13 protein-coding genes and 1 pseudogene are annotated in these 13,307 nt (G+C 33.6%); 7 read left to right on the top strand and 7 right to left on the bottom strand.

The annotated features are described in order from the left end of the window. The first annotated feature begins 36 nt into the window (after positions 1-36). Positions 37-330 carry a hypothetical protein gene (locus tag I5515_RS00370; protein ID WP_199964233.1) on the top strand — a complete coding sequence of 98 codons (294 nt, stop codon included), beginning with the start codon at positions 37-39 and terminating at the stop codon, positions 328-330. Between the two features lie 44 nt (positions 331-374). Here the strand turns inward: I5515_RS00370 and I5515_RS00365 are convergent, their stop codons facing one another. Then, positions 375-914 carry a GNAT family N-acetyltransferase gene (locus I5515_RS00365; RefSeq protein WP_199964232.1) on the bottom strand — a complete coding sequence of 180 codons (540 nt, stop codon included), beginning with the start codon at positions 912-914 and terminating at the stop codon, positions 375-377. A gap of 31 nt (positions 915-945) precedes the next feature. Next, positions 946-1,395 (bottom strand): Lrp/AsnC family transcriptional regulator GigD, encoded by a 450-nt coding sequence (gigD, locus tag I5515_RS00360; RefSeq protein WP_199964231.1) that lies wholly within the window; start codon positions 1,393-1,395, stop codon positions 946-948. Between the two features lie 146 nt (positions 1,396-1,541). Here gigD and kynU point away from each other — a divergent pair, with 146 nt between their 5' ends. From kynU to I5515_RS00340, 4 genes are all read left to right on the top strand, one after another. Continuing rightward, entirely contained in the window at positions 1,542-2,792 is a 1,251-nt protein-coding gene (gene kynU, locus I5515_RS00355) for a kynureninase (protein ID WP_199964230.1), read from the top strand. Between the two features lie 40 nt (positions 2,793-2,832). After that, complete coding sequence (locus I5515_RS00350; RefSeq protein WP_199964229.1) at positions 2,833-4,239, top strand: amino acid permease; 1,407 nt, start codon at positions 2,833-2,835, stop codon at positions 4,237-4,239. A 7-nt stretch (positions 4,240-4,246) separates the two neighbouring features. Beyond that, on the top strand, positions 4,247-4,993 hold the full coding sequence (locus I5515_RS00345) for an alpha/beta hydrolase (RefSeq protein WP_199964228.1): 747 nt from the start codon (positions 4,247-4,249) through the stop codon (positions 4,991-4,993). A gap of 454 nt (positions 4,994-5,447) precedes the next feature. Next, entirely contained in the window at positions 5,448-5,726 is a 279-nt protein-coding gene (locus I5515_RS00340; RefSeq protein WP_199964227.1) for a DUF6527 family protein, read from the top strand. 202 nt (positions 5,727-5,928) lie between these two features. Here the strand turns inward: I5515_RS00340 and I5515_RS17445 are convergent. After that, positions 5,929-6,047: pseudogene (locus tag I5515_RS17445) on the bottom strand (hypothetical protein); the annotation flags it as partial. 350 nt (positions 6,048-6,397) lie between these two features. Here I5515_RS17445 and I5515_RS00335 point away from each other — a divergent pair. Next, positions 6,398-7,840, top strand: a complete 1,443-nt coding sequence (locus I5515_RS00335) for a glucose/sorbosone family PQQ-dependent dehydrogenase (RefSeq protein ID WP_199964226.1) — start codon at positions 6,398-6,400, stop codon at positions 7,838-7,840. 55 nt (positions 7,841-7,895) lie between these two features. On the opposite strand, the gene I5515_RS00330 is transcribed toward I5515_RS00335, so the two are convergent. From I5515_RS00330 to I5515_RS00315, 4 genes are all read right to left on the bottom strand, one after another. Beyond that, positions 7,896-8,339, bottom strand: coding sequence for a universal stress protein (locus I5515_RS00330; RefSeq protein WP_199964225.1), 444 nt, complete (start codon positions 8,337-8,339; stop codon positions 7,896-7,898). A 139-nt stretch (positions 8,340-8,478) separates the two neighbouring features. Further along, entirely contained in the window at positions 8,479-10,575 is a 2,097-nt protein-coding gene (locus I5515_RS00325; protein WP_199964224.1) for an EAL domain-containing protein, read from the bottom strand. Between the two features lie 597 nt (positions 10,576-11,172). Then, complete coding sequence (locus I5515_RS00320) at positions 11,173-11,388, bottom strand: hypothetical protein (RefSeq protein WP_199964223.1); 216 nt, start codon at positions 11,386-11,388, stop codon at positions 11,173-11,175. Between the two features lie 195 nt (positions 11,389-11,583). Further along, positions 11,584-12,048 (bottom strand): MarR family winged helix-turn-helix transcriptional regulator, encoded by a 465-nt coding sequence (locus I5515_RS00315; RefSeq protein ID WP_002121027.1) that lies wholly within the window; start codon positions 12,046-12,048, stop codon positions 11,584-11,586. Between the two features lie 661 nt (positions 12,049-12,709). On the opposite strand from I5515_RS00315, the gene I5515_RS00310 reads away from it, so the two are divergent. Beyond that, positions 12,710-13,213: a hypothetical protein gene (locus tag I5515_RS00310; protein ID WP_199964222.1), complete on the top strand. Its 504-nt coding sequence runs from the start codon at positions 12,710-12,712 to the stop codon at positions 13,211-13,213. Positions 13,214-13,307 lie beyond the last annotated feature (94 nt).

Below are 13,307 nucleotides of genomic sequence, written 5' to 3'. Positions count from 1 at the left end.
ATTGAAAATTATCCTAATAAGAACTTAGAGACAGCAATGAAAATTGGATTTATTGGTGGAACCAATGATGGCATCGTAATCAATGCCGCTGATGGCCTTGATACTTATAAACTTGAATGGCACTACAAAGCAGAAAAGCACTGTGAATCACAACTTACATTGGGGCTAAATGGACCTGAATATGATTATTACAATTTATTAATTCTAAGAAAAAATAAAGAGGCTAAACTTTTTTATGTGCTTAACACCATGGAGAAAGATGAAATAGCAGATAAAATCCATGAATATTGGGAATGCTCGACCTCTGTTGGTTATGATTTTGATGAGTAAGTTTTTTTAATTTTTTTATTTATAAAGACTCAAGTTATTAATTTTCATTGTAAATTGAATGAAGAATTCGTGATTTCATATAGCACATGTACTCTTAATTCGTGATGGAGAGGAACTTTAGGGTGATTAAAGTTTTTAACTTTCTGCATTCCAAGTCTTTCCATTACCGCTTGAGATGGTTTATTGGGAGTAGCTGTGAATGAAACAATCTTATCTAAATTGAGTACATTAAAAGCATAGTCTAACGCTGCTTTTGCTCCTTCAGTAGCATAACCTTGTTTCCAAAACTCTTTAGCTAGTCTCCAACCAATTTCAACGCATGGAGAGAAATCAAACTGTTCAGGTTGATGGTGTAATCCAATAAAACCGATAAATTGATGGGTTTCTTTTAACTCTACTGCCCAAAAGCCCCAACCTTTTTCATGGATGAGAGATGAAATTTTTTGGATTAAATTAAGGCTTTCTTGGGGCGTCAAAAGATTTGGGAAAAACTGCATAACATCTTGATCTAAGCCCATTTTTATAAAAGGCTCAAAATCACTTTCTTTCCACTGTCTTAAAATTAAACGTTTAGTTTCGATCATAGGATGGCTCTTTAATAGGGAATGAGGGGAGTCAAAGTGGTTTTTGCACAATTTTCTGTAATATGATTTTAGAGTTGATGCTCACTACACCTTTAATTTTATTTAAAGTATTAATAACAAAATGGGAAAAAGAATTCAGATCTTTCGTCGCAACATGTAAAACATAATTAGACTCGCCAGTAATAATATATGCATTAATGACTTCATCAAAATTTTTGATCTGACTTAAAAAAAAGTTGTGATCATTTTCTGTTAGTTGGGCAAGTTTTATTTCAACAATTGCCTCAATCTTTATACCTAATTTTTCATAGTTAACTTTAGCTTGATATTTTTCAATTACTCCATTGCTTTCTAAAATTTTAACTCGCCGATGACATGCTGATGCTGAAAGGTTAACGAGATCGGCCAGTTCTTGGTTACTTAACCGAGCGTTATCTTGTAAATACTTCAAAATTTTTAGGTCGATTGCATCTACATTCATTTTCGAATTTCATCCATGTTTTTTAATTTTAATTCGAATTTTATACGAAAATAGCAAATTTTAATCAAATATTATCGAATAAATCGAAAGAATTGGCGTGATAAAATTCAAATACAAGGAAATGTTGAAAATAGGTGAAATAACAAATGATTACTCACGAACAATGCCTCTATTGGGATCAGGAAGATGAACTCAAAAACTTTAAAGAAGACTTTGCTCTGCCAGAAAATGTCATTTATTTAGATGGTAATTCTTTAGGTGCACGACCAAAGAAATCATTAGATGTTGCTCAGCATATTATTTCTAAAGAATGGGGCGAAGACCTCATTAATAGTTGGAATAAAGCAGATTGGTGGGGGCTACCGACTAGATTAGGCAATAAAGTAGCAAAACTTATTGGTGCTGAAAAAGACGAAGTCGTTATTTCAGACTCTACAACTCTAAATTTATTTAAAGTCTTGTCAGCAGCGGTGAAAATTCAAGCCGAAAAATTTCCGGAACGTAAAATTATTGTTGCAGAAAAAGATGCTTTCCCAACAGATATTTATATTATTGAAGGCTTTATTGATTTAATTCATCAAGGTTACAAAGTTGAATTGATTGATGGTGTAGATGATTTATCCCGTGTTTTAGCAAAAGATGTAGCTGTAGTCGTTCTTTCTCACGTGAATTATCGAACTGGATATTTCTATGATATGACATCTATTAATCAACAAATTCACGCTAAAGATGCTTTGATTATTTGGGATTTATGTCATTCGGTTGGTGCAGTGCCTATGGATCTTAATCAGAGTAATAGTGATTTTGCGATTGGGTGTACTTATAAATATTTAAATGGTGGTCCAGGTTCTCCAGCTTTGTTATGGGTACATCAAAAGCATCGGGACCAGTTTTGGCAACCTTTATCAGGCTGGTGGGGGCACAAGAAACCATTTGATATGGCGCAGCACTATGAACCAGCTAACAGTATTCGTCGTTATTTGTGTGGAACGCAGCCCATCATTTCTATGAGTTTAATCGAATGTGGTGTCGATATTTTTTTAGAAGTAGATATGCAACAAATACGCGAGAAATCTCTTAAATTAACTGATCTATTTATTCAGCTCGTCCAACAAGAATGTTGTCAGTTTGGCTTTGAACTTATTACACCTTTAAATTATCAATATCGTGGTAGCCATGTGAGCTATAAACATGAGTTTGGCTATGAAATTATTCAGGCACTCATTGCTCGAGGCGTAATCGGTGATTATCGAGAGCCAGAAGTATTAAGGTTTGGGATTACACCTCTCTATTTAGGTTTTGAAGATATCTGGAATGCAGTACAGCAACTTAAGCAGATTATGCTGAATAGTGAATGGAAAAATGAGCGTTATCTGGTGCGCAGCGAAGTGACCTGATATTTAAAGGTCAACATCAGAAAAGTGGCTAGGAGGGCCTATGAGCAGTTTTGATGAAATACAAAATAGAGAAGCGGGTTTACATAAGAAATTATCCGCAAAGCAAATGGGAATGATTGCAATTGGTGGAGCGATTGGTACAGGGCTGTTCATGGGAAGCAAGTTTGCAATCAGCTTTGCTGGCCCAGCCGTGATTGTGAGCTATGCTATTGGTGGTCTAATTGCATTTGCTATTATGGCTTGTTTAGCTGAAATGACAGTTCAACATCCCACATCAGGTTCCTTTGGGGCCTATGCAGAGCATTATGTAAGTCCACTGGCTGGGTTTTTGGTCCGCTATTGTTATTGGGCATGTATTGTATTAGCTGTGGGCACGGAAATCACAGCAGTTGCTGACTATATGAAATTATGGTTCCCACATGTTGGTTCATGGATCTGGATTGCTTTTTTCTCGATTACCTTGCTGGTGGTAAATGCCTATAGTGTTAAAGCTTTTGGGTTGGTTGAATATTGGTTTTCGACAATAAAAGTCTTTGCCATTATTGTATTTATTCTTTTATCTATTGGCATCTTGACTCAAAGTCATGAAGGGACAGGACAAGTCATTTCCAATTTAACAGAGTATGGGGGCTTTTTTCCTCATGGTTTTAGTGGGGTGTGGATTGGCGTAATCATTTCCATATTCAGTTATTTAAGTATTGAAATGATTGCTGTTGCAGCAGGTGAGGCTAAAGATCCCGAAAGAGCTGTCAAGAAAGCATTTAAAAGTACTGCAATTCGCTTAATCCTATTTTATTTACTGTCTTTATTTCTCATTGTGGCACTTGTTCCGTGGACAACTTTAATTGGTGCCGATGCAACCAGCCCTTTTGTAATGGTGATGAAAATTGTAGGTATTCCTTATGCAGACAGTATTTTAAATTTTATTGTAATTGTCGCGGCTTTATCCGCCATGAATAGTATGCTCTATATCTCAACACGTATGCTATTTAGCTTGTCACGCGCAGGTGATGCACCAAAACTATTCGGCAGTATTAGTAGCAATGGCGTACCAGTTAACGCGTTGCTATTGTCCGCAGTCGGGATTGGTATTGCGAGTATTATCTATACAATTAATCCAGCTTCTGCTTTTCCGATTATGATTGCTCTTTCAATGTTTGGAGCATTATTTACGTGGGGGAGTATTTTTGTTACGCATCTATTTTTTAGAAAAAATATGGCGCAACAAGGCCTAGCATTAAAGTTTAAAGTTCCAGCAAGTCGGTTAATTTCTTTATTGGGACTAATCGCAATTTTAAGTATCACGATCACGACTTGTTTTACCAATGAATTTAAGTCAACTTTGCAATTCGGTGTTCCTTTAATCATTATTCTTACGTTTTTCTATTATTTAAAACGTTCGCCAGCCAAGCTTTCTTTAAGTGCTCATAAAGAGTCATTGAAGTGAGAAGTATATGAGGCAATATGACAATGCTAGAACCGTAGCAAATGAACACGAAATATTGGCAGAATTTCAAAGAAGAAGCTTGGAGGTCTACCAAAAATTTACCCATATTAGAGATATCCAATATGGTTCAAACCCAAGATCAACTTTAGATTTATTTCACTCAGAGCATGCCAAGAAGACTGTTATTTTTATTCATGGTGGCTATTGGCAATGGTGTGATAAATCAGATTTTGCATTTATCGTACCGCATGTTCTATCAAAAGGAGCCCAATGTGTCCTTTTAGAATATGATCTAGCTCCACAAAGCAAAATTTCAGATATTGCTTCTCAGGTTTATCAAGCTCTCGATTTTATTCGAGAGCAAGATTGGATAACTGATCAGGTTGTTTTGGTTGGGCATTCAGCAGGAGCACATCTTGCTGCCTTGTCAGTGGACTATCCATTCCTATCTGAATTGGTTTTATTAAGTGGAATTTATGATTTAGGGCCCATACAAAGGACTCATTTAAATCATGCACTTAACCTAGCAAATGAAGATGTCTTAAAATATAGCCCTATTCATTTCAGCAATCGAATTGCAATTCCATGTTCAATTTTATGTGGTGAACTTGAACTCGAAGAGTTGAAATGGCAAAGCCAAAATTATTTTGAAAGTAAAAAAGGGCAAGATCAGAATTTAGTATCTTGTAAGCTTATACCTCATATTAATCATTATACGATTTTAGAGCATTATTTCAGGCATATATTAAGATAGATATTATTTTATAAAATGATTAACTTAAGCGATTAGAAAATAAATGTGAAATAGTTCACAACTCATCCTATTTTTTATAGAAGGTATAGGTTGTTCTTGACCTGAATATAGAACTTAATTAGATTAAATAGATAGTGCTTTCTCGCTAAGTGACAAGTTGTTTAGCTGAGTTTCAAGTCCGTAGCTTCCCACGATACGGACTTTTTTATTTTTTAATAATAAGTAAAATATAATAATTATTTTTTATAATTTTTCAGAAAATTTTTTATGTTTAATGAAGTTTATATAAATAATAATTTAAAAAACTCTTCATCAATTTGTAATATCTCTTAGTTAAAGTAAAAAAAGAAAAACAGAAAGCTTTAGAGAATAATTAAAAAATATGTAGTGTTCTTATGTGGATAGATTTAGTCGGCTCATATAAGTTGGCTTTTTTATTTAAAAAGGAGCCTTTATGAAAGTACAATATTTTGAAGGCGGGATGTATGAACACATGTGTCCGGCTTGTGGGCATCTTCACTATATTCCGGTGGAGTACCCCTTTTCTAATGGTTGTCAGTGGGTCTTTAACGGTAGCTTTGAAAAACCAACTTTTAATCCGGACATAAGTATTATTGGACGTTGTCATTATTTTATAGAAGAAGGTTTTATTAAATATTCTTTTAACTGTAAACATCATTTAGCGGGGCAAAAATTGGAATTACCTGAATTAAAAAATAAAACCAACTTATAATCCTTGCATTTTATTTATTAAAAATAATGAGTAATATGTTTTACGTATTTTGTAGTGAAGCAGTATAGTTGAAAAATGTAGACCTTTTTAGATTCTAGGTTAAATAAAATATTGAAATAATTTTTATAACTAATTGTTTTATTTTTGGATATTTGGGAAATTTAATACAGTTAGTATCTATCTTGCAATTTCTTTATTTGATAGAGAGTATACCTAGTGCTAATTTTTGAGTTGCAATCATAACGACATTGTTACTTTTGGGTTAGCTTTAAAGTGAGTCAGAAAACTCCATTCAAAAGTACTAACTGATACCATAAGAAGTGTAAATAAACTTAAGGTGGGGTAAGTTTCATGGCTATAGAGAATTTGAGACTTTTAAAAGTGGCCGAAGAATAGCATAAGTTCTTAAAGTTGACTAAATGCGCTTACTAGGTAGAGGCGATAGAAGGGGGATCTTAATTTTTCATTTAATTTGTCTGTTCTGAGTACTCAGGTGTACTTTTAAAAAGATTTAAATAGCTACTTTTATGCAACAGAGCCTTCTAGAAATTTGGATTTTAATAGATTTGTTATTCTTCATAATACAAATCATATAGATAACTCATATAAACCTTTTTCCTTAGGTGTGAGTAATTCTCCGAAAATTTTTGGAAATTTATAAGGCTGAACATATGAATAAACATTTATTGGCTAAAATCACTTTTTTAGGTGCAGCACAGCTATTAATACTTAATACAGCATTTGCAGATATTCCTCTTACACCCGCTCAATTTGCAAAAGCTAAAACGGAAAATTTTGATAAGAAAGTTATTCTGACCAATTTGAATAAACCACATGCTTTGTTATGGGGGCCAGACAATCAAATTTGGTTAACTGAACGAGCAACTGGTAAAATTTTAAGAGTTAACCCTGAGTCGGGCAGTGTAAAAACAGTTTTTCAGGTGCCTGAGATTGTAAATGATGCTGATGGACAAAACGGTTTATTAGGCTTTGCTTTCCATCCTGACTTTAAAAATAATCCTTATATCTATATTTCAGGTACATTTAAAAATCCAAAATCGACTGATAAAGAATTACCAAATCAAACTATTATTCGTAGATATACCTATAACAAGACAACAGATACTTTTGAAAAGCCAGTAGATTTATTGGCAGGGTTACCTTCATCGAAAGACCATCAGTCGGGGCGTCTTGTAATTGGACCAGACCAAAAGATTTACTATACGATTGGTGATCAGGGGCGTAACCAGCTTGCTTATTTATTTTTGCCTAATCAAGCACAGCATACACCGACTCAACAGGAACTCGGCGGCAAAGACTATCATACCTATATGGGTAAAGTATTACGCTTAAATCTGGATGGAAGTATTCCAAAAGATAATCCAAGTTTTAATGGAGTAGTTAGCCATATTTATACGCTTGGTCATCGTAACCCACAGGGCTTGGCATTTACTCCGAATGGAAAACTATTGCAATCTGAACAGGGCCCAAACTCTGATGATGAAATTAATCTTATTGTTAAAGGCGGTAATTATGGCTGGCCAAATGTAGCAGGTTATAAAGATGATAGTGGTTATGCCTATGCAAATTATTCAGCAGCAACCAATAAGGCACAGATTAAAGATTTAGGACAAAACGGCTTAAAAGTGGCAACCGGCGTTCCAGTAACTAAAGAGTCTGAATGGACTGGTAAAAACTTTGTACCGCCGTTAAAAACTTTATATACCGTCCAAGATAACTACAATTATAATGACCCAACTTGTGGGGATATGACCTATGTTTGCTGGCCGACAGTTGCACCGTCATCTGCTTATGTCTATAAGGGCGGCAAAAAAGCAATTTCTGGTTGGGAAAATACATTATTGGTTCCATCTTTAAAACGAGGTGTTATTTTTCGTATTAAGCTAAATCCAACTTACAGTGTTACTTATGATGATGCTGTGCCGATGTTTAAGAGCAACAACCGCTATCGTGATGTAATTGCAAGTCCAGATGGAAATGTTCTATATGTATTGACTGATACTGCCGGAAATGTACAAAAAGATGATGGTTCTGTAACGAATACATTAGAAAATCCAGGATCTCTGATTAGATTTACATATAAGGGTCAGTAATACTAAGTAGTAAAAAACCGATCTTATGTAGATCGGTTTTTTTAGCTTAAAATAACTATTCAGTTACGACTAATACCGGTAAATGAATTTCTCCTAAAAGAGCTTGAGTCACACTTCCTAAGAAGAACTTTTTAAATCCTTTTCGACCATGGGAGCCAATGACTAACAAGTCTGCTTTGAGCTCAGTCGCTGCTTTAATAATTTCTGTATGAATTGTTTGACCCTCAACAATTTTTGTTTCAACAGAAATTCCATGCTGGTTAAATTGTTCTTTCGCTTGGTCTAAAATACCCTGAATTGATGCTCTAGCTTTATTGAAATAATCCTGTGCTAATTCTGTACTATCAATGAATTCTACAGAAATGAAAGGATCTATAGTAAGCGCATATACTAGAGTCACTTTACTACCAAAGGCCTTAGCAAGTGCTGCTGCATGATTAACAGCAATGAGTGAAGTAGGAGAACCATCAACTGGAACCAAAATATGGTGATAACTCATATATTGCTCCTTATTGTCCTATGACAATGTATGGTGTCAAAACACCGACTTATTATCTTTCTGCTTATATTATGAACAATTTTTAAAAAATTATTGTTTATTTTTAGTAGGAATAGAGGAAAGAGAGTTTATTAAAGATTTATCTTAAAGCATTGTAATGACTTTCTAAGTAGGGCTGATTTTGTTTAAGTATTGCAATGACTTGATTGGCGTCTATAGCGGATTCAAACAAAAATCCTTGACCTATACTATATCCAAACTGTTTAAGTAACTCTTCTTGTTCTGGAGTTTCAATGCCTTCTGCGATGAGCCCCAATGATAAATTTGGAGCGAGTAAACCAATTGCTTGGACAATTGCATAAATTGATGGGTCATGTTGCATCTTTTGTATAAAACTACAATCTACTTTCAAACTGTCAATTGGATAGTCACGAATATGAGTGAGTGATGAAAAACCAGTACCAAAGTCGTCTAGTGCAATATGTACTCCATGCTGTTTTAATTTATTAAGCGCACGGATAACATATTCTGAACCTCGGTCACCTAGCATATGTTCAGTTACTTCTACTTCAATATAATGTGTTGGAATGTGAAATTGATTGATCTTTTTCAAAAGCCGTTCAGCATAGTTGTCTCTTAAAAACTCAACTGGTGCAGCATTGAGTGAAACAGGTAGGGGGTTAATACCAAGAGCTATCCATTTTGCGATGTCACGTAAAACTTGATGTTGCATAGTTTCACCGATTTTACTCGCTAAATTATAATCTTTAAAAGCCTCAGCAATTTGTGCCGGATAACCTCTTTGGGCTGAGGTAGTATGCCAGCGTAATAAAGCTTCGAACCCTACAACACGATGGGTTCTTAAATCTACTTTTGGTTGGTAGTAGGGCTGAATTGTATGATGGCGAATAAGTTGACGTGCTAAATTAAGTTGAGAAGCGACTGTTTCAGTCATTTGCATCATGCATGGATCATACATGCGGATACCACCACGACCACGCGCTTTTAAGTCATGCAATGCCATATCTGCACAACTGAGTAAACTTGACTGATCTATGGCATCTTGGGGATAAATTGCACAACCAATACTCATGCCACCATTTAGAACATTCCCTAAATAGGTAATAGGCTGATTTAACTGTTGAAGTAAAATAGCTGCTAGGTCGCGCACATCATTTTCAGATTCGAGGTTATTAATAATAACCGCAAACTCGTCTCCCCCCAGTCGGGCAACAAAACATCTTTCATCATCAACACATTGACCAAATCGTTTGGATAGGACTTTTAAAAGATGATCACCTGCGCTATGCCCTAAAGTGTCATTAATATGCTTAAAATGATCAAGATCAATTAATAGTAAACCCACACTTGTTTGGGTATCTTTTGAATAGGCAAGGGTACGTTTAAGTTGAAATTTAAATGAACGCCGATTACATAATCCGGTAAGTTCATCTCTTTCACTCATATTTCTAAGCTGATTTTCTGTTAAATGCTGTTGAGTGACGTTACGTGATACACAAAGTATTTGTATGATTTCACCATTCTCCCGATGAATTGGGGTAAGCATATTATCCCAATACTCAGGCTCTTGATCAGGTAAACAGCTCATTCCTGCAAATCTGGCAACTTTGCCTTGAAGAGCTTTTTTTAAAGCGACGCGCCCACGTTTACGGATATGCGGCGGCAAGAGCTCAAGCCATTTCATTCCAAATTTTGTTTCATTAACAGGAACACCTAAAGCAAGGCATCCTGATTTATTCATATGAGAGACTGTGCCATCTACGTTTAATACTTTAATGCAGTCTACACTGATGTCTAACATTTGATTTTGTATTTCAATGTTCTTTTGCAAGTTTTGTTGTTCTTGAATATCGTGGTCAATATCTAAAAAGCTGACATACCATTCACTGGCTAGAGAAGAGCCGTGATATTTGGATGCTTGAATAGAGAGTTTGCACCATCTATATTGATTACCACTTTGTAAAAGTCGGCATTTTAATTCTATTCTTTTTCTCAGGCGAATTGCTTCGAGCCAACTATTTTTGACTTCATATAAATCGACAGGAGATATAAAATCTAACCATTGCTGAGGTAATGGAGAAAAAGTATCCTGCCAATATTCTGTACACTCTACATTGCAATATAATATCAAGCCATTTTCATCACTTACCCAAGTCGGTAGTGGAATTTGCTCAACAATAAAATGCTTTTGGGTGTTGTTCGACATTGAAGTCATAACATGCCTAGAAAGATTGTATGGTGTTAATCTGTTTATCAGTCATTATTGTAATCTTTCTGTAGTAATCAAAACAGTAATAAATAAATTCCACCTGTATTTTTTTTGAACTAAAATTGATTTGTTAAATATATTATATACTTAATATTTAATTTATGTTTTTGTTATTTATTGATTTTTATCTATCTTGAGTAAAAAAAAGATTTATGCTTATTTTTGTAAAAAACTTATTAAAACAGAAGCTTATAACTATTTTAAGAGACTTATCTTAATAAAAACAATGAAAATAAATTATAAAATGATATGAAGTAAATTGCGATGATTAAAATTTTAATAAATCAAATTTTAATCATTATATATAAATATGGGAGTTTTAAAAAAGTCTAAATAAATACAATAACCACCATTAATTTTACAAAAGTAATATAAAATAAAGGCTTATATTATCGTAAAATTCTTCTTATCAAGAAGGATATATATTTCCTTTTTGTGCATTTTATAGCCTACATTTTCCCCAAGATGTAGGTTTTTTTTATTCATAATTTTTAATTTTATAATCTCTAATTATTAAAAATAAAAAAAAGCCAAATGGCTTTTTTATACAGTTTCTGGTTTTTTCAACTGTTGTTGAATGTAAAGATTCATATAGTATTGTTCAATATAATCATCAGCATAGTTGTTTGCTAAGGTTTTTGTTGCCACTTGTTCATGTTTTAAATAGCAGTTTGACTCGAGGTCTTTTTCAAGTACCCACCATTGACGGTTAATACGACGTACTTGAAATTTGTCACTTTTGTATTTTCTTTTAGCCATTTTCAAAGATTTGCTATTCAGTTGTTGAAAGAGAATTTCTACTGGAGTTAAGGGCTCAAGTCAACAGATGGGAGGTTAATTGATTACTTTATGTGGGATGTTGTTTCAATCAATACCTAGATGATGCATTAAAATACAGAAAGCTCTCATAAAGAGAGCTTAATTATTACTTACTATAAGACATCTATTCCATTTCTAACGAGAAAGATTTTTTAAAAGTAATTTTAAACTTTCCATCATTTTTTCTAATTGCAAAGGGGTAATGCCTTCAAAAGATTGCTCGAGTACTACGCTGGTTAGATCATTAATCTTATTGATCATTTCAGTACCTTTTTCTGTAAGTACCACGCGGGTGATTCGACCATCAGTCTGACAAGAATAAGTTTCAACCAAACCTTCATCTTTTAAACGGTAGACAATTTTGGTGGTTGTCGACATTTTTGAAATAATCATATCTGAAAGTTCAGAAACACTGGCATGGGGCTTACTACTTAAAGCCAACATAATGCGTCGACGTGAGTTATCTAAACCATATTTTTTTAAAGCATTATCAATATTTTGTACATACTGAGCATGTACTTGAGTAATCCAATAATATGGAAAATCTTCAAGAGTAAAAGATTCTGTTGTAGGTAAAAAACGCGCATACTTCTTTGTCATTGACTTTTCCCCATACCTTGGTGGATCGCATTTCTGGTGAACTATCGTTAATAGTTGAAAAATATAGTTTCATCAAGCAAGTTATAGCAGGACTTTACTTGGTGAGCAAAAGTTATATAACTTCATTTAACAATGACTTTTTATAACTGGCCTTACCTTAATAAAACGTAGCTATACTTGGTAAAGACTGCAAATAATTATGCTTACTTGATCGTTAATTAAACGATATTGGTTTGCCAAGGCATCGTAGAAAATTTTTTTTGTTTTGACCGTGGCATTGAACGAGAAAGTTTTTGTCTCTAAAGTCATAATTATGAAAAATCAACATATTTAAATAATAAATAATTATAAATATCAATTGGTTGATTTGAGTCGATTCAAGGAAAATTTACCATACATTTAACATGATTCATCTATTATTTTATAAGGTAAAATGATTTTTGTGGTTAACTAATTAATTATTATAAATAAATTATAATTTTTCTTTATTTAAGTAACATTTTAAAACTCACTCTTTTTTCTATAAATTATATTTCTCACTACTCTTATTAAAGTACTTGCTTAATTGTTAATCTAATGAATTGTATTTTAATTGTTATTTTTTGTTTCATTTAATATAGTGCGCACTCCAATAAATATTGATAAATCTTTTGGCTTAATGATGAAAAAAGTATTACTTACATCTTTGATTGCTTTAACTTTAGGAATTAATGGTTGTGCAACTATTGTTTCTGGTTCTTCACAAATAGTTACTTTTACTAGTGTTCCAGAGTCTGCAACAATTGAGATTAAAAATCGTAAAGGTGTAAAAATCCATACGGGTCAAACTCCAGTCACCGTAAGTTTGAAAAAGGGAGCTGGTTATTTTAAACCTGAAAGTTATCAGGTCAGCTTTAGTAAATCAGGTTATCAAAGCAAAACTGTAGAAGTTACTGGGGCATTGAGTGGTTGGTATTTTGGTAATATTCTTTTTGGCGGTTTAATTGGAATTTTAATTGTAGATCCTGCAACAGGTGCAATGTTTAGATTAGCTCCAAAAGATGTAAATACAGTTTTAGAATCTCAGAATTTATCTACGGAATCGCAAAAAGACCCAACTTTAACTGTAATGTTAGCAGAGGAAGTGCCAGTACAGATTATGGCCCGAGCTATTCAGATTAAATAATAATAAGATTATTTAAGTTAGCGTTAGATAATAATGAGCTTAATTTTTTTATTTGATTAAGTGCTGTAAATTAAAAGGGAGAATTTATATTCTC

This window comes from Acinetobacter calcoaceticus (genome assembly GCF_016508255.1).
In the GTDB taxonomy this organism is placed as follows: domain Bacteria; phylum Pseudomonadota; class Gammaproteobacteria; order Pseudomonadales; family Moraxellaceae; genus Acinetobacter; species Acinetobacter calcoaceticus_E.
Note: the sequence above shows the minus strand (reverse complement) of the source record. Positions and strands in the feature narration are given on the sequence as shown.